This window comes from Mucilaginibacter sp. P4_D1, assembly GCF_056401935.1.
Genome location: NZ_JBFUIJ010000001.1, coordinates 97,411 through 114,851, shown reverse-complemented (window position 1 = coordinate 114,851; position 17,441 = coordinate 97,411). Strand labels below are relative to the sequence as shown.

At 42.7% G+C, this 17,441-nt stretch carries 14 protein-coding genes; 8 read left to right on the top strand and 6 right to left on the bottom strand.

Annotated features, from left to right (window positions below):
* Positions 1–39 precede the first annotated feature (39 nt).
* The 4 genes from AC1DV1_RS00475 to AC1DV1_RS00460 all read right to left on the bottom strand — a co-directional run bounded on the left by AC1DV1_RS00475 (position 40) and on the right by AC1DV1_RS00460 (position 7,927).
* Positions 40–1,527, bottom strand: coding sequence for a family 43 glycosylhydrolase (locus tag AC1DV1_RS00475; RefSeq protein WP_477353732.1), 1,488 nt, complete (start codon positions 1,525–1,527; stop codon positions 40–42).
* 220 nt (positions 1,528–1,747) lie between these two features.
* Positions 1,748–3,304, bottom strand: coding sequence for a RagB/SusD family nutrient uptake outer membrane protein (locus AC1DV1_RS00470; RefSeq protein WP_477353730.1), 1,557 nt, complete (start codon positions 3,302–3,304; stop codon positions 1,748–1,750).
* Between the two features lie 28 nt (positions 3,305–3,332).
* Positions 3,333–6,614, bottom strand: a complete 3,282-nt coding sequence (locus AC1DV1_RS00465; RefSeq protein ID WP_477353728.1) for a TonB-dependent receptor — start codon at positions 6,612–6,614, stop codon at positions 3,333–3,335.
* Between the two features lie 218 nt (positions 6,615–6,832).
* Complete coding sequence (locus AC1DV1_RS00460) at positions 6,833–7,927, bottom strand: FecR family protein (protein ID WP_477353726.1); 1,095 nt, start codon at positions 7,925–7,927, stop codon at positions 6,833–6,835.
* Positions 7,928–8,114: 187 nt separating this feature from the next.
* Between AC1DV1_RS00460 and AC1DV1_RS00455 the strand changes: the two genes are divergently transcribed.
* The 5 genes from AC1DV1_RS00455 to AC1DV1_RS00435 all read left to right on the top strand — a co-directional run bounded on the left by AC1DV1_RS00455 (position 8,115) and on the right by AC1DV1_RS00435 (position 12,078).
* Positions 8,115–8,306, top strand: coding sequence for a DUF1016 N-terminal domain-containing protein (locus tag AC1DV1_RS00455; protein WP_477353724.1), 192 nt, complete (start codon positions 8,115–8,117; stop codon positions 8,304–8,306).
* 106 nt (positions 8,307–8,412) lie between these two features.
* Entirely contained in the window at positions 8,413–9,459 is a 1,047-nt protein-coding gene (locus AC1DV1_RS00450; RefSeq protein ID WP_477353722.1) for a PDDEXK nuclease domain-containing protein, read from the top strand.
* 65 nt (positions 9,460–9,524) lie between these two features.
* The gene (locus AC1DV1_RS00445; RefSeq protein ID WP_477353720.1) at positions 9,525–10,199 is read left to right on the top strand and encodes a cyclase family protein; all 675 of its coding nucleotides are present in this window, start codon (positions 9,525–9,527) and stop codon (positions 10,197–10,199) included.
* A gap of 84 nt (positions 10,200–10,283) precedes the next feature.
* Positions 10,284–10,637, top strand: a complete 354-nt coding sequence (locus AC1DV1_RS00440) for a hypothetical protein (protein ID WP_477353718.1) — start codon at positions 10,284–10,286, stop codon at positions 10,635–10,637.
* Positions 10,638–10,758: 121 nt separating this feature from the next.
* Positions 10,759–12,078 (top strand): ATP-binding protein, encoded by a 1,320-nt coding sequence (locus tag AC1DV1_RS00435; RefSeq protein ID WP_477353716.1) that lies wholly within the window; start codon positions 10,759–10,761, stop codon positions 12,076–12,078.
* 16 nt (positions 12,079–12,094) lie between these two features.
* Here AC1DV1_RS00435 and AC1DV1_RS00430 read toward each other — a convergent pair whose 3' ends face one another.
* Positions 12,095–12,685 (bottom strand): RNA polymerase sigma-70 factor, encoded by a 591-nt coding sequence (locus AC1DV1_RS00430; protein ID WP_477353714.1) that lies wholly within the window; start codon positions 12,683–12,685, stop codon positions 12,095–12,097.
* A gap of 53 nt (positions 12,686–12,738) precedes the next feature.
* On the bottom strand, positions 12,739–13,911 hold the full coding sequence (locus tag AC1DV1_RS00425) for an aldose epimerase family protein (protein ID WP_477353712.1): 1,173 nt from the start codon (positions 13,909–13,911) through the stop codon (positions 12,739–12,741).
* A gap of 307 nt (positions 13,912–14,218) precedes the next feature.
* Between AC1DV1_RS00425 and AC1DV1_RS00420 the strand changes: the two genes are divergently transcribed.
* The 3 genes from AC1DV1_RS00420 to AC1DV1_RS00410 all read left to right on the top strand — a co-directional run bounded on the left by AC1DV1_RS00420 (position 14,219) and on the right by AC1DV1_RS00410 (position 17,441).
* Entirely contained in the window at positions 14,219–14,926 is a 708-nt protein-coding gene (locus tag AC1DV1_RS00420) for an NUDIX hydrolase (RefSeq protein ID WP_477353710.1), read from the top strand.
* Positions 14,927–15,027: 101 nt separating this feature from the next.
* On the top strand, positions 15,028–16,746 hold the full coding sequence (locus AC1DV1_RS00415; RefSeq protein WP_477353708.1) for a ribulokinase: 1,719 nt from the start codon (positions 15,028–15,030) through the stop codon (positions 16,744–16,746).
* Positions 16,743–17,441: an L-ribulose-5-phosphate 4-epimerase gene (locus tag AC1DV1_RS00410; protein ID WP_477353707.1), complete on the top strand. Its 699-nt coding sequence runs from the start codon at positions 16,743–16,745 to the stop codon at positions 17,439–17,441. Before AC1DV1_RS00415 ends, AC1DV1_RS00410 begins: the two co-directional genes overlap by 4 nt.

Genomic DNA, 17,441 nt, shown 5'->3' with positions numbered 1-17,441 from the left:
GTCCTTTATCTTTTGTGCAAAATCCTTTATCAAAAAAACCTATTTCTTCTTCCCCCAAACAGCCGTACCTACATTATCCAGCCCGGTAAATATTAAGGTTGATGCAACTTTGTTTTCCCAGTCGCGTTCGCGTTCAACTTTTAATTTGTAAGTGGCGCCCGTAGCGTATTTTAGGGTGATGTATGGCGATGCATAAGTCCAGCTATCGGTGGCGTTGCCATCTATGGTACCGGCGGCATCCAGTTTAAAGGTAGTAGCTACCTGGAAATCGGGATTGGTTTGCTCGGTGCCGTAACCCGGAACAACGTGGTAACCTAAAGTTATCTTTTCATAAGTACCTGCAACATCCGCGGCAGCAATAGCTGTTTGGGCAACATTGGCATAACGCTCCGGCGATACTACCGGCCAGCCATCAGGTGTCCATGATATTTTGCGAACATGAAGATCCATGAAATAGGAGTTAACGCCCGGCCTGCCCTGGTGAGCCATAAAATATTGTCCGCTGCCGTCGTCAAATACAGCGCAATGCCCGGTTCCCTGCCAGCCACCATGGCCGTTAAACTGGTATGGTGCTAAAACCATTGGCCCATGATCAACGTTGGTATTGATATCCTGCCCGTTATAATCATAAAACGGACCGGTTGGGCTATCGCCCCTGCCTACCCTAACATTGTATTTGGTTTGCAGCCAATCGTAACTGATAAACAGGAAATATTTTTTCAAGTCGGGATTGTAAATCACCTCGGCACCTTCAATGTTGCCATTGTATTTGCCGCCCGTAAAACCACGGTTGGCAATGCGTTTACCTTTATCGCCGGGCGATGCTGCCAGGCCGGTTGAAGCATCCAGCTTTAAAATATAAATACCATCCCATGCCGAACCGTAATACATATACTGTTCCCCCGCAGTCGTAGTTACCACCGTTGGATCGATAGCGTTGGTTTGGATGGATGCATCATTGGCCGATGTTACCACTACCCCCTTTTCTGTCCACGGCCCCTCGGGCGATGTGGCAGTTGCCATACCGATAACACTTAACCGCGCTACGGCCGATGACAGGGAATAATACAGCCGGTATTCTGATCCCACCTTCATTACATAGGGTGCCCATAACGAGTTGAACGGGGTACCTCCTTTACCTGTGATATATGCCGAGCCCTGCCCCGGTAATGTTGAAAACACCCAGCCTACAAATTCCCACTGAACCAAATCCTTAGACCGGCGAATTTGAAGACCTGAACGGACATCTATCCCAAAGCCAACATCGGTACTGTAGCAATAATAGTAATCGCCAAATTTTTTGATGGATGGATCGTGTACATTGTATACCGTCCATTTTGGGTAATAGGTAAAAGCCGAGATATCTGCATAGGTATCCGTTATGGAATTGATATCAAAAGCTGCCGGGGTTACCGGTGTTGTTTTGGTGGTATCCGTTGGTGTTGGTGTAGGCGTTTCCTTTTTTGAGCAGGAAAATAGTACTGTTGCTAAGCTTGTTATTAACCATAAGTTTCTACCTCTTTTCATATTCATAGCTTTCTTCTTATCTCCTTAAATAAAATCATGTCATTTCGAACGATAGAGAGAAATCTTATACACTATGTTTTGCAAACTTTGCATACACGCTCGTCGCTTGTTTAAGATTTCTCTTTCGCGCTCCCGCTCTTCTCCCCGCTGCTCTATCGAAATGACATTTTTATAAAAAACATTTCAAAAGCCCTCCCCTGAAGGGGAGGGTTGGGTGGGGCTAATACCCCGGATTCTGCTGCAAACCAACGTTGGTTTGTACCTCGGTAAGCGGTATTGGCAAATACTCTTTCCCTGTTGTATAGGTATTAAATTCCGGATCGCGCGATTTTAACCAGGCCAGTTTGGTTGGGTTTTGTAACCATCCCCAGCGGCGGATATCATCAAAACGGTGACCTTCCAACGAGAACTCAAGGAAACGTTCGTGACCAATCTGATCGCGCATATCGGCCTGGCTCATGTTTGGTTTTACAGTAGCCAGGTTTGGTAACCCAACACGTGAGCGAACCTGCTGAATAAACGGATAAGCATCGCTGGTTTGGCCCAGTTCATTCAGGCACTCGGCGTACATAAGCAACACATCGGCATAACGCATTAATCTTTCGTTAATGCCCGATCTCCAGTCGTACTCATCAGCCTGGCCGCTATCGCCGTTCTCGTATTTATGGCAAAACAAGGCATTCAGCGATGAACTGCCTGCGTATCTATCAGCAAAATTCTGGTTATATAATTTTTCGCCCGGTTTGTTGTAGTACATGGTTACATCCAGCCGTGGGTCTGTTCCACCTGCTATGGTTTTTTCCTGCAGGTATTCGTTATACAAAGCAGGTGTTGGCTGTACATCGGTAAAGCCAAAGCTTGCAGCGCCAAAAGTAATGGCCCTGGCAGATGTACGGCCCCACCCTGACGACGGATCGCCTCCCCAGCCCAGGTCTGTTCCCCCGGCATCTCTTGAAAACTGAACCTCGAATATCGACTCCGAATTATTCTCGTTATTGGCAAAAAAGTTATCGTAATAATTGGGTACCAAACTGTAAATCCCCATATCTATCACCGATTTAAATTCAGCGGCAGCTTCGGTATATTTCTTGGTGAAAAGGTATGTTTTACCCAGGTATGCAGCGGCGGCACCTTTTGTGGCACGGCCAACCTGGCCATCAACAGATAAACCTACGTATGTAGTTGGCAGCATGCCTTCGGCGGCTTTAAAGTCGCTGATAACCTGTGCCCAAACTACATCCTGTGTTTGTTGTTTCTGAAAGTAATCGGTACTTGACGCAGCCGGCGCCAATGGCATCGGTACATTTTTATAAAAATCGGCCAGGTGAAAGTAATATAAGCCACGCAGAAAATAAGCCTGGCCTAATACCCTTTTTTTCAGCTCGGCATCCATATTAATATCAGGCACATATTTTAAAACCTCGTTGGCGCGTAAAATACCCTGGTAGTAGGCGGTCCATGAAAACAGTACGCCATCGCCGGTACTTTGCATGTTAAACTTACCCATGTTGTAAATCTGGTCCCAGGGACTGTAGCTGGTGGCATCATCGCCCCTGGTATTCTCAACAATTGGCGAAAACCGCATATACGATCCGTCTATAATTAGGCTGCCGTATGCCGCGTTAACGCCTTTAACCGCATCAGAGGCGTTTTGCCAAAAGGTTTGTGATGTTTGAGCATTGGGGTTAACAGTAGTTAAATCCCCTTTTTTACAACTCATAATAAAACCCGACAGTACTAAACCAGTAACTACCGTTTTTTTGAATATATTTTTCATTATACTAATGTTTAATGTGAACCAATAATTATAAGCCTACCTGTAAACCAACTAATAACGTACGCGGATTAGGGAACGATCCGTAATCAAAACCGCGGTTAATAGTACCATCGTTAATAAAATCAGGATCGTAACCTTTGTATTTGGTTATGGTGTACAGGTTTTGACCCGACAGGTATATCCTGAAGCTCCTGAAAACATGAGTACGGTTCAATAACGTTGCCGGTAATGTATACCCCAGTTGCGCTGTTTGCAAACGTGCGTATGAACCGCTCTGTATAAACCTGTCTGAGTTGCGGTTATTAGCATTCGGATCGCCAATTATTGGCCGTGGCACATTGGTATTGGTGTTTGAAGGTGTCCAGAAATTCAGTTCATCGGTACTGGCATTGGTGTACTGGCCTGTCATTAACGCCTGGTAAACGCCATTGGCGATTTTACTGCCGTAATTGCCCTGTATAAATATGGAGGCATCGATGTTTTTGTAGTTGGCACTCAAATTAAAGCCATAATATAGTTTAGGTATCGCCGAACCTAAGTAAACACGGTCGGCATCGTTAATAACACCGTCTTTATTGGTATCCACAAACTTAACATCGCCGGGCGCTGCACCTGTTTGGGTAGCATGCGCTGTTACATCGGCTGCATCTTTAAAAATGCCCTCGGTTTTAAATGCATAAAGCTCACCTACTTCGCCCCCTACAGCTGTTTTACTGTAAGCGCCGTAAATAGGATTACCACCATTACCCAACGATAACACTTTGTTTTTAACCGTTGATGCGTTTGCACTTATAGTATAATTAAACGGCCCGGTATCCCTGCTGCGATAAGTAACTGTAAACTCGATACCCTTGTTGGTAAACGATGCCGCGTTAACCAACGGTGTATTTATTGCACCAACCGAAACCGGAATTGGAACCGGTAAAAGGATACCTATAATTTTATTTACGTAATACTCTGATGAAAAAGCAAGCTGATCATGAAACAAACTAACATCTACGCCAATATTAGTGGTACGTTTTTGCTCCCATTTATTGGTTTGGTCAAATACCTGGGTTTGGGTTGCTCCCGATGCCAGGGTATTACCAAACACGTAACTGGCGTTTGCATTAACAACAGCCTGGTATGGATAAAAAGCAAGTGCGTTTACGTTACCCAATGTACCGTAACCTGCTTTTAATTTTAATTGGCTAATAGCATCAGGTAAATGCAGGAATTTTTCTTTCGCCAGGTTCCAGCCCACAGATACACCAGCAAAATCACCATAGCGATTATATGATGGCAGCTGCGATGATCCATCGCGCCTGTAATTGGCCGTTAACAGGTACCTGTCATCATAGTTATAGTTTATGCGCCCAAATATTGGCGAATAAAATTTACGCTCGGCACTGTTACCAAACACTGTTTTATCGGCAGTGTTGCTCACGTTATCAAACGAAAACAGGTAAGGTTGCGGCAAGTTATAGGCAATACCTGTAAGATTATCGTTTTTGTCTTTTTGGTAAGCGGTACCGGCAAGCACCTCTACATTATGCTTCCCGACACTGAATTTGTAGCTTAATGTATTTTCGATAAGCGCTGTATAGTAGTTACCGCGTGCATCACTGTAATAGGCAGATGTGTTTGGGTAAAACCAGCCCAGATCATAAATAGGATCGAAATAAGTATTCTTGAAATCGTTACGATCGTAGCTGCCGCTTAAACGGTATTTAAGGTTTTTAATAATTTCAACTTCCATCCAGGCCGATGCCAGCATGCGGTTGCGTTGGCCGGTGCTGTTCAGCAAATTATTTACGCCAATAATGTTAAGTGAAATAGCGCGCTGTGTGTTTTGATCGACACCGCCATAACCGCCAACGCGGTTAGGATCAAGAATAGGCATGGTTGGTATAGCCGTAACCAAATCAACTATTTGGTTACCCGTACCATGTAAATGCGGATACGCCAGGTTATTATAATCGCCCTCGGTATAGGCAAACTTGGTACCGAAAGATACGATCCCTTTTTTACCCTGCACATTACCACTCAGATTATAACGGCTGTATGAAGGCCCCGAAACTGTAGTACCTGTTTGGTTAAAATAATCAAAAGCAACATTATAATTAACGGTTTCGGTACCGCCCGACAGGCCCAGGTCATGGCTTTGGGTATAACCGGTTTTAAACCCCGATTTTTGCCAGTCGGTATTTACGTTGCTGATAAATTTGCTTGATGATGGGTCATTACCTGGGGCCAATGATAAACCTGCATTAGTTTCGGCAGCATCAGCAATTTTCTGGTAACCTACCCTATCGGTAACAGATAATGTTTTAGGATTTTTTTGGAAACCGGCATACCCGTTATAGTTAATTTTCATTGGCCCGTTTTTACCTTTTTTGGTGGTGATGATAACCACACCATTAGCACCCCGGAAACCATAAATGGCACCCGCAGATGCATCTTTAATAACCTGCAAACTTTCTATATCAGTAGTAGGAAAATCAAATGGTTCCATGGTTGGCACGCCATCTATGATATACAACGGATTGTTATTTATTAATGAGCTTACACCACGGATGCGGATAGATACGCCTTCGCCCGGCACGCCCGATCCGTTTACCTGCACGCCTGCCACCTGGCCTTGTAACGCCCTGGCAATATCGGGAGTGGTACGTTTGTTGGCCTCTTTAAGGTTTACCACAGTAACAGAGCCCGTAAGGTTCTCCTTTTTTTGTGTACCGTAACCTACAACTATAACCTCGTTTAATGAATTTGACGCCGCCTTAAGCTGCATATTGAGCGAAGAATTGCCATTTAAAGGCGATTCCTGGCTGGCATAACCCACAAACGAAAATACCAATACTACATTGCTGGCGCTGGCATCAGGTATGTTTAATACGTACCGGCCCTGTACATCGGTTTGGGTGGCCACGTTAGTGCCTTTTACCTTTATGGTAACGCCCGGCATGGGCTGGTCGGTTTCGTCGGTAACCTTACCCGTTATGGTAAGTACCGAAACCGTGGCGCCTTTTTCCGATAATATCACCAGGTTATTATCGCTCAGCTTATAAACCAGGTTGGTTTTGGTAAGCAGTGCAGCCATTGTTTCGTCTAACGACGCATTGGTAACATTAAGGCTGGCAGGCAAATCATTTTTAGCCAGTATGTCATCATTGTACAAAAAACGGTAGTCAGATTTTTTTTCAATCTCCTTGAACGCCTTTTTTAAGGTAACATTCTGAAAATTAACGTTTATAATCGTCTGGCCGTATCCTTTTGCGAAAGCCTGTAATGACGAAGCAATCACCAGGGCAAGGATAAATTTACACATAAGAAATATTTTCAAAAATTGGTTTAACCGCACTTGGTTAATGCGGTGTACATTTTTTTTCATAATTTAGCATTAAGGTTGTTTAACTATTTGGTTTTCAAAAGGGCTGGTAGTTAACTTTTACCACATACACGGGGGGATGCGTCAACATTCTCCCGTTTTTTGGTTTTAGTTTAGATACTTATTCAAGCATAGGCTGTTAATTTTTGGTTAAATGATTAATAAACTAAAATTTGATTGTTATCGGTTTTATAATGGAAATAGGTTGTGGTTTGCAGGGCTATTAAAGCTTTACCAATAGTTTCGTTTTGAAATCTACCTGTAAATCTTAATTTCTTTAGTTCGTCGTTCCTGAAGGAAATAGTTACACCATAGCGGCGTTCCAACTTTTTGGCCAGGCTTTCAAAGTCTTCGGCATCAAAAGCAAATTTATTTTCTACCCAAAGAGCTTCTGATGGCAGGCTGTCTTTTTTGGCCAGGTGGATGCGACTTAAGGCCATCAATGGTATTTCTTCGGTTATTTTAGTGGCTAATTGGGCCGGCAATTTTGCGGGGGTAAGCGCAGGCTCGTTGTTAATGGTAAGCTTATCAGCTGCCTGTAAAATAATTTTCTTTTCAGGGGTTTTTAAAACGGTAAGTTCAATGCGGCCCCGTATCAATGATGCCTCGGATGTTTTATCATTGCTATAGGCCCGCACGTTAAATTTGGTACCCAGCACCTTAATGCTGATGGTTGACGTGGTAACTATAAATGGGTGTTCGGTATCTTTTACAACATCAAACAAGGCCTCCCCTACAAGCTTAACATCTCGCTGCTCCATGCCATACCCTGCGCCATAAACCAACTTACTGCCCGAGTTTAACCAAACCCGGGTACCATCCGGCAGTTGAATTTTGCTTATGCCGTTTGCAGGCGCTGTTATCTCGTTGGTTTTGTTATTGTTGGCAGCACCTTTTTTGCTAAATATCACAAATACCAACGCGAAACAGGCTGCTATAGCCAGAGATATAATTTTAAGGTATTTCACAATACCTGATTTTGCTGTAACCTGTCCAGAGTTTTCTGATTGGGCCAACTCGTCGGCCTCTGCTTTATCGGCTGTATCAAGTTTATCTTCAAAGGCAGCCCATTTAGCTTCCAGTTTGTCGTCGGCTTTTATTTTATTTTCTTCGCGCCATAAATTTTCCAGTAAATCAACCGGATATAAATCGGTACCGCCTTGCCGCAAAAGTTCCTCCAGTTCGGCCAACTCCTCGGCGGTAGCCTCCCCACTTAACTTTTTACCAATAAGTATCCAGATATTGTTGATCATTATTTACGTCTCTATTTGTAAAGACTGCAATTAATGGAAACACCCTGGTGGGAATGTTATTTTTTTAATTAATTTCTCGTCTATCGCAGCAAAGGGTTTAGCAGAAATAATCTGATTTATATGAGGCCTTTTATACCTGAGTAACCAATGGGCGGGAAGCCTTTTCACTTATTAAGATGGGCACATCATGTTGAATATTAAAGGCCGGCATATTGTCGAGTTTGAGCAAGGCGGCGCTGAACGTGCGAAATATGGTTCGGAGTTGTTAATCAAGCTCGCAAAAGATTTGTCTGGGCTGCACGGAAAAGGATTTAGTTTCAGTAACGTCAATTATATGAGACAATTTTACATTGCTTACCTCATTGGCGCGACGGTGTAGTACCTATTGACTTGGTCATATTTAAAAGAGTATGGCAACACTTTTTGCCTCATCTATATCAGATGTATAATCATTCTTAGTAGTTTTGACATAGCAGCATGCAGAAATGAAATCACAAAACAATCCCTTCCTGCTTTTAGAGAATATCAAAACCGTTATCGCCGAGACGCAACATTACATTGTGAGGAATGTTAATGCTGCTATTATCCTTGCTTATTTTCGGATAGGCAAGATGATTGTTGAAGATGAGCAACAAGGGAACCAACGGGCTGAATACGCTAATGAAACTATTGCCCGCTTAAGCAGAGAATTGAACAGAGAGTTTGGCAAGGGGTACTCTTCCGATAATCTTGAGCGGTTTCGCAAATTTTACATTGTATATCAAAATCGAATTTCCGCATCGTTGATGCGGAAATTCGATCAGTCATTAATTTCCCAATCGCCGACTGGGGAATTTACTATCCCTTTTCATTTAAGCTGGACTCACTATATCCAATTACTTAAAATTAAAAACGAAGATGAACGCAACTTTTATGAAATAGAAGCTGCGGCAAATAATTGGTCGGTAAGAGAATTGCAGCGGCAATACAATTCGGCATTATTTGAAAGGTTAGCTTTAAGCAAGGATAAAGACGGAGTTAAACAGCTTGCAACAAAAGGACAAATAGTAGAAAAGCCTGCCGATGCACTTAAAAGCCATTACGTGTTAGAGTTTCTTGGATTAAAAGAAGAAATTAAGTACTCTGAAAATGACTTTGAAACCGCCATTATAGATAAGTTAGAGCATTTTATGCTGGAACTTGGTAAAGGGTTTCTATTTGAAGGAAGGCAGCGCAGGTTCACATTTGAAGGAGATAGCTTTTTTGTTGATCTTGTTTTTTATAACAGACTTTTAAAATGCTTTGTACTTTTCGACTTAAAGATTGGAAAGTTAACCCACCAGGATATCGGGCAGATGCAGATGTATGTAAACTTTTATGATAGAAAAATAAAAACGAAGGATGAAAACCCAACAATAGGTATAATTCTTTGCAAAGAGGAAAACAGAACGGTTATAGAATTCACCCTTCCAGAGGATAACAATCAAATATTTGCCAAGGAGTATAAAGCGGTATTACCAAGCAAAGAAGCCCTTAAAAGGCAGCTGGAGTAAACAGATAATTATATTAAAGCACCATTCAAATAAAATTCACCCAATAACTACCACCCCCGCAGCCAATGAAGCCGTCCGATAATAACCCCAAACTGATAGATCTGAGCCACGTTATTTTCGACGGATTGATAACCTATAAAGGTTTACCGGCGCCAATCATTTGTGATTATTTAAGCCGCGAAAAATCAAGAGGGCTTTATGAAGCCGGTACCGAATTCCAAATAGGGAAAATTGAAATGGTAACCAATACGGGCACTTACATTGATTGCCCTTTCCACCGGTTTGAACATGGAGCCGACCTGGCCGAAGTTTCTCTTGAACAATTTGCCAACCTTGATGCCATCACTATAAATGCCAGCGATGTAACAGCAATTGGCGCTGATTTTTTTCGTGACAAGAGCGTTCGGGGTAAGGCAGTAATTGTATTTACCGGCTGGAGCAAACATTGGAATACCGACGCCTATTTTGAAAACCACCCCTATCTTACAGCCGAAGCTGCCCAATACTTAAAGGAACAGGAAGTAAAGCTGGTGGGGATAGATAGCCATAACATTGATGATACTACTGGCAAAAGCCGGCCGGTACATACCACATTATTGGGTGCCGGCATTTTGATAGTGGAGCATTTATGTAACCTGGACAAACTCCCCCCGGATGGTTATAAATTTAACGCTGTTCCACCTAAGTTTAAGGGCGTAGGTACCTTCCCGGTAAGGGCTTACGCGATGGTGGCGGGCTGATGAGGAAGCTTCACGTGTTAACAAAGCAATTTTCAATAGCCTGTTTGTGTTTATATACCAGATATTTGATTAAAAAATCACCAAATGACCAGGAAAATAATATCGGTTATTGCAGGCTATGTTGTGTTTGCAGTCAGCTCGGTTCTGCTGTTTAAGTTAATGGCCCAGCCTCCTCATCAGGATGCATCAATCACTTTTAAAATATTGACCATAGTTTATGGCGCATTTTTCTCGGTTTTAGCCGGTTTTATATTGCAACTGATAGCCAGGCAAACAAAACTTACACTGAATTTCATTTTAGCTTTAGTGATCTTTTTGCTGGCCGCCATATCAATGCTGACATCTGCCGGAAGCCACTGGACACAGTTATTTGCTATGTTTATTTTTGCACCGGTATCTGTTTTAGGCGGGTATTTGAAGCTGCGGTATGTGAAGTAAGGGGCTGAAAAACTAAAGAAATTAAAAGCCAAAACAATCACATTGCCTTGTATAAATGTAATTTATTAACTAATATTGCCTTGCATAAATGTAAATTAAGTCACAAAATTGCCTTGTATAAATGTACTTATTCAGAAATATAGATAAAGAACTAACCTCATGGGGTAAAGAAAAAGAGGGTAAACCTTTGTTGTTGCGAGGAGCACGGCAGGTGGGCAAATCCACTGCTGTCAAGGAACTATCAAAACAATTCGATTATTTTTTAGAAATTAACTTTGAAGAGCAGCGACGGGTCCATCAACTTTTTGAAGGAGATTTAAACCCTGAAGAGCTTTGCGAAAACCTGTCGATATTATATAACGTTCCTATTATGCCCGGTAAAACGCTGTTGTTTTTTGATGAAATACAGGCTTGCATACCCGCCATATCTTCTTTGCGTTTTTTTTACGAAAAATATCCACGATTACATGTAATTGCAGCAGGGTCGTTACTAGAATTTGCCCTGGCTGAGACTCCCTCTTTCGGAGTAGGCAGGATAAGATCACTTTTTGTATATCCACTATCATTTAACGAATACCTTGAAGGCATTGGTGAACATCAACTTTTAACTGCAAAAAAAAACGCCTCTATTAAAAAACCATTGGCTGCGCCTATACATCAAAAATTACTGGCTCATATTAAACGTTTTTTGGTATTGGGTGGCATGCCCGAGGTGGTGGCAGCTTACGTAAACAATGGTAATCTTAATTCCTGCGGACAAGTATTGGATGATCTTATAATCGCCTTAAAGGCTGATTTTGCGAAATACAAAAAAAGGGTTCCTTCTTTACGCATTTCAGAAGTGTTCAACTCTGTAATACAGCAGTCTGGAGGCAAATTCATATATAACAAAGCTGCTATAGAGGCCAATCACAAGCAAATTAAAGAAGCAACAGACCTGCTCATCATGGCCGGATTAGTTATCCCCGTAACCCATACATCAGCAAACGGGCTGCCTTTGGGGGCCGGAGCAGACCCTAAAAAACGTAAGATGCTATTGTTAGATACAGGCATCTTTCAACGTTTACTGGGTTTGCCTATTTCAGAGATATTGTTTGAAGATGATTTTGACGCCATCAACAAAGGGGCTATTGCCGAACAATATGTGGGATTAGAGCTACTAAAATCATCTTCATGCTACCGGCAGGAAAATCTGTATTTCTGGCACCGGGAAACAAAAAGTAGCAATGCCGAGGTAGATTATGTTGTTCAGCAAAATGAAAATGTCATACCCATCGAAGTAAAATCGGGTAAAAAGGGATCCATGCAAAGCTTGTTTCTTTTTTTGAGCGAAAAAAAAACGCCATTTGGAGTTCGTTTTTCGCTGGAAAATTACGCGGCTTATGAAAATATCAGAGTATATCCCATTTACGCGGTGTCCGAGCTCAACCCAGCGGTGTAAACAAGGCGATCACCTGTTATTTTTCAGAAAGCACTTTTCCGTGAGCAGCCACCTGGTCTTTTTGCGAATTAACTATCCCGACCGAAATCTGCCGCAGTGCATTACCCATGTGGTATTCTACCGTTTTGATAGATAGACTTAACAGTTCGGCAACTTCGCGGTATTTCAGCCCATCTTCTTTCACGAGTTTAAAAACCAGTTTGCATTGGTCGGATAATTTACTGAGCGAATTATTGATAAGCGCTGCAGTATCACTGCATATCATTTTGTCTTCGCCTGTAGCTGCCGAATCGACAATCTCAACCTCAACATCATCAATATTTACCTGGTTCAGCTTGGCTTTTGAAACATGTGTTAACGATTTATTTTTAACCGACATGTAGCAATAGTTATTAAAGTTACCAATGTCGGCTAATCTTGCGCGCTGCATCCAAAGGTTTAAAAACACATCGTCTATGATCTCCTCGGCGGCCTCATCGGTTTTTACAAACGATTTAGCAAACCAAAATAATTTGCTGTAATAAAACAGGTACACCCTTTTAAAGGATGCCCTGTTGTTATTTAAAGCAATATCATTTAGCAGATATTTTATTTCGGTATCCAACATCTCAATTCGGGATAATAATCATCAAACGGTAACACCAATTAGCTTAAACAATCCTATTTATTGCTGAATTTGTAGATGGTTGTGGTATGATAAGTTTGCCCCGGCTTTAACACGGTTGATGCAAACGCAGGCTGGTTTGGCGCATCAGGAAAATGCTGCGTCTCCATACAAAATGCCGAACGGTGTAGGTATGCTTTACCGCCTTTACCATCTTTGGTTGCACCGGTTAAAAAGTTACCGCTATAAAACTGCAGGCCCGGCTCATCGGTATATATGTCCATCACAATACCTGTTTTAGGGCTGCTTACCGTAGCTATCGATTTACTGATGTCATGCTTATTCAACGCGAAGTTATGGTCGTACCCTTTACCGTTTTTCAGTTGGTCGTCTTTATCGTTAATGTTGGCACCAATGGCTTTTGCGGTGGTAAAATCAAAAGGTGTGCCTTTTACCAGCTGTAATTTCCCTGTCGGGATCAGTGTGGTATCAACCGGGGTTATGTTGTCGGCATCAATTTTTACTACGTTATCTAATATAGTAGAGTCGCCCGCGCCGTTCAGGTTAAAATAGGCATGGTTGGTAAGGTTTACTATGGTAGTTTTATCAGTAGTTGCGGTATACTCTATTTTCAGCGCGTTATCAGCAGTTAGGGTATAAGTTACTTTGCTGGTAAGCGTACCGGGGTAGCCACCTTCGCCGTCGTTAGATACATAGGTAAGGTTAAGGGTACTGTCATTGGGTTGCGTGGCTTCAAATACCTGCGCGTAAAAACCTTTAAAGCCACCATGCAGGGTATTTACACCATCGTTTATATCCAGCTGGTATGCTTTGCCGTCCAGGTTAAATTTTCCTTTGCCAATGCGGTTACCGTAGCGGCCTATAATAGCGCCAAAAAATGGTTCTTTTGGCTTTTGGTAAGTTTTTACGCTATCATATCCTAAAACCACATCCGTTAAAGCTCCTTTGTTATCGGGTACCAGTAGGCTTACAACGCGGCCGCCATAATTGGTAATGGCTACGCTGGCGCCTTTACTGTTTTTTAATGTGTAAAGTTTTACCGCCTTGCCATTTATGGTAGCCTCAAAGTTTTTGGCATCGGGTGCCGCGGCGGCTACTGTTGATGTGGAATCGGTGGCAGGCTTCTTTTCGGCAGGGCCGCTGCAACCAACTAATAGCGATAACGCCATGCTATAAAATAAGTACTGTTTTTTGTATACTTTTTGCATAATTCCTGAAGTTTTTTGCCGCTTTTTTAACTTTTTTTGAAGTTTTTTTAACGGTTTAACTGGTTATAATTTGGTGTTTGGTTTTTTGATCGGGGCAATTGGCCGCCCTAATTAAAATCTAAGGTAGAATAAAATTTATTTAATTGTGAAAAAAACAATTAAAATATTTTTACTTTTATTGGTGTAAGCCAAACACCAATAAAGCCCGCCAAATCAATTTTAAAGCTGTTTTGCCAGTAAAATGGCATTATATTTTACTTTTTGAGCGGTCAAAAAATTACATTTGGCGCTTTTTTTACCCCACCACATGCAAAAATATTCGAAACAAACGCGACTTTTACTGGCAGTTGACTGCATTATATTTGGATTTGATGGCGATACTTTAAAAATTTTGCTGATTAAAAGGGGCTTTGAACCCGAGAAAGGGAACTGGAGTTTGATGGGCGGTTTTGTACAGGTTGCCGAGAGCCTTGACCAGGCCGCCAACCGCATTTTAAAACAGCTTACCGGCCTTGAAGGTGTTTATTTAGAGCAATTACACACATTTGGTAACACAAAACGCGATCCTATTGAACGCACCGTATCAATTACTTACTTTGCATTAATAGATATCAACAAATACGAAATACAGCTAAGTAAAGATTACCATGCCGATTGGTTCCCGCTAAAACGTGTACCCAAACTCATTTTCGACCAGCAGGAAATGGTAGAGACTGCAAAAAAACGCATCAGGTACAAAGCCGCCATGCACCCTATTTTGTTTGAACTTTTACCGGCCAGGTTTACAATTCCGCAATTGCAAACCCTTTACGAGAGTGTTTTTAACACCCAGATTGACAAACGGAATTTTAGCAAACGCGTTTTGGCCACAGGTTTACTCATTAAACTAAATGATAAAGACAAAGTCGGCTCAAAACGCGGCGCATACTATTACCAATTGAACATGCAAAACTATTATGCTAAATTTCAGGCATTTATGAATTTTATCCCCAACCCGGATACCCTATCAAACTAAGGTTTAAAGCCTCTGTTTTAGTAACAATTAAAATGTTTTTGAATAAAAATTTTTTATTGTAAAAAAATAAGTGTTACTTCAACACGAATTATTTAACCAATATGAGAGAAGACCAATTTGTGATTGGAGTGGACTATGGGTCCGACTCAGTTCGCTCCGTGTTAATCAACGCACACAACGGCGAAGAAATAGCCTCATCCGTATTCAATTACCCGCGCTGGCAGCAGGGTTTATTTTGCAAACCGGCCGAAAATCAGTTCAGGCAACACCCTCTTGATTATATAGAAGGATTAGAAACTACTATAAAAGATTGTATTGCAAAGGCAGGCGGCACCGAAGTAGCCAAAGCGGTAAAAGGTTTATCGGTAGATACTACGGGATCAACCCCTATAGCGGTTGATAAAACAGGTACGCCATTAGCTTTAACCCCCGGTTTTGAGCAAAATCCCAATGCCATGTTCATTTTATGGAAAGATCATACCTCGGTATTGGAAGCCGCCCAGATAAACGAGCATGCCACAAAATTTGATACCAATTATTTAAAATATGTTGGCGGCATCTACTCATCCGAGTGGTTTTGGGCCAAATTGCTGCATATTGTAAGGGTTGATGCCCAGGTACACCAAGCCCTGCACTCGTGGGTAGAGCATTGCGACTGGATTCCGTTCCTGTTAACCGGAGGCACCGATGTTAAAGAAATCAAACGCGGTCGTTGCTCTGCCGGTCACAAAGCCTTATGGGCCGAAGAATTTGGCGGCTTACCACCCGATGAATTTTTCTCGTCGCTTGATCCGTTATTGACGGGTATTACCGATAAGTTATTTAAAGATACCTACACCGCCGATGAAGCTGCAGGAACCCTGAGTGCAGAATGGGCCGAAAGATTAGGCTTATCAACCGATGTTATTGTAGGTACAGGTGCCTTTGATGCACACATGGGCGCGGTAGGCGGCCAGATTGAGCCATACCACTTAAGTAAAGTAATGGGTACATCAACCTGCGATATTTTGGTTGCACCATCTGTTGAGGTGGAAGGCAAACTGGTAGCCGGTATTTGCGGGCAGGTAAATGGCTCGGTTATACCGGGCATGACAGGTTTAGAAGCCGGCCAGTCGGCCTTTGGCGATACTTATGCATGGTTTAAAAACGTGCTTTTATGGCCTTTAAACAACCTGTTATCGCAATCAGCCATTATAGATACAACAACCGCCGAGGCTTTAAAAGCCGAAATGGCCGAGCTGATTATTCCAGAACTAAGCCGCCAGGCCGATTTATTGCCTTTGGATTTTGATAATGAACTGTCTATCGATTGGTTTAACGGCCGCCGCACACCGGATGCCAACCAGGAATTAAAAGGTGCTATAACCGGTTTAGGCTTAGGCAGCGATGCTCCGCGCGTATTCCGCTCATTGGCCGAGGCTACTTGTTTTGGTGCTAAAAGCATTGTAGAGCGTTTCATCAGCGAAGGCATCCCGGTTAAAGGTATCATAGGGATTGGCGGCGTGGCCAAAAAATCGCCGTTTGTAATGCAGATGATGGCCGATGTTTTAGGGATGCCCATCCGCATTCACCAGTTTAAACACACCTGTGCTTTGGGCGCGGCCATGTTTGCAGCTGTAGTTGCAGGCATTTACCCAACGGTTGAAGATGCCATGCAGGGTATGGGCCGTGGGTTTGACGTGGAGTATTATCCAAATAAAGAAAAAGAAGCCTTATACCTGGCCCGTTATAATAAATATAAAACCTTAGGCAGTTTTATCGCGCAGCAAATAGCGGCAAAAGCAAGCCAGGGCGTTAAAGATAATTCTGTTTTGGCATGAGTAAGTATCAACACATAAAACAAGCTGCTTATGAAGCCAATATGCAGCTACCTAAATTGGGCCTGGTGCTTTTTACCTTTGGCAACGTAAGCGCTGTGGATAGGGGGCTGGGCGTTTTTGCTATAAAACCAAGTGGTGTGCCGTACGAAGATCTGTCGCCCGAGAAAATGGTGATCGTTGATTTTGATGGGGTTACTGTAGAAGGCGATCTGCGCCCATCGTCAGATACCAAAACACATGCGGTACTGTATAAACACTGGCCAAACATTGGGGGTATTGTGCATACGCACTCTACTTATGGTACTGCCTGGGCGCAATCGCAGCGCGACATTCCTATCTTCGGCACCACACATGCCGACCACCTGACAGCCGATATCCCTTGCGCGCCGCCCATGAGCGATGAAATGATTGAAGGCGACTATGAATACCAAACAGGTTTCCAGATCATGGATCATTTTACAGCCGGTGGATTAGATTATAACGAAGTTGAAATGGTTTTAGTAGGCAACCATGCCCCATTTACCTGGGGCAAAACAGCGCACAAGGCGGTTTACAACAGCGCCGTTTTAGAGGCAGTTGCCCAAATGGCCTACTTAACCGAACAAATTAATAACCAGGCCCCGCGTTTGACGGATTCGCTCATCAAAAAACATTTTGAACGCAAACACGGACCAAACTCATACTACGGCCAATAA

Coding starts and splice junctions, on each gene's coding strand:
- AC1DV1_RS00475 (WP_477353732.1), bottom strand. CDS start 1,527: ATGAAAAGAGGTAGAAACTTATGGTTAATAACAAGCTTAGCAACAGTA.
- AC1DV1_RS00470 (WP_477353730.1), bottom strand. CDS start 3,304: ATGAAAAATATATTCAAAAAAACGGTAGTTACTGGTTTAGTACTGTCG.
- AC1DV1_RS00465 (WP_477353728.1), bottom strand. CDS start 6,614: ATGTGTAAATTTATCCTTGCCCTGGTGATTGCTTCGTCATTACAGGCT.
- AC1DV1_RS00460 (WP_477353726.1), bottom strand. CDS start 7,927: ATGATCAACAATATCTGGATACTTATTGGTAAAAAGTTAAGTGGGGAG.
- AC1DV1_RS00455 (WP_477353724.1), top strand. CDS start 8,115: ATGTTGAATATTAAAGGCCGGCATATTGTCGAGTTTGAGCAAGGCGGC.
- AC1DV1_RS00450 (WP_477353722.1), top strand. CDS start 8,413: ATGAAATCACAAAACAATCCCTTCCTGCTTTTAGAGAATATCAAAACC.
- AC1DV1_RS00445 (WP_477353720.1), top strand. CDS start 9,525: ATGAAGCCGTCCGATAATAACCCCAAACTGATAGATCTGAGCCACGTT.
- AC1DV1_RS00440 (WP_477353718.1), top strand. CDS start 10,284: ATGACCAGGAAAATAATATCGGTTATTGCAGGCTATGTTGTGTTTGCA.
- AC1DV1_RS00435 (WP_477353716.1), top strand. CDS start 10,759: ATGTACTTATTCAGAAATATAGATAAAGAACTAACCTCATGGGGTAAA.
- AC1DV1_RS00430 (WP_477353714.1), bottom strand. CDS start 12,685: ATGTTGGATACCGAAATAAAATATCTGCTAAATGATATTGCTTTAAAT.
- AC1DV1_RS00425 (WP_477353712.1), bottom strand. CDS start 13,911: ATGCAAAAAGTATACAAAAAACAGTACTTATTTTATAGCATGGCGTTA.
- AC1DV1_RS00420 (WP_477353710.1), top strand. CDS start 14,219: ATGCAAAAATATTCGAAACAAACGCGACTTTTACTGGCAGTTGACTGC.
- AC1DV1_RS00415 (WP_477353708.1), top strand. CDS start 15,028: ATGAGAGAAGACCAATTTGTGATTGGAGTGGACTATGGGTCCGACTCA.
- AC1DV1_RS00410 (WP_477353707.1), top strand. CDS start 16,743: ATGAGTAAGTATCAACACATAAAACAAGCTGCTTATGAAGCCAATATG.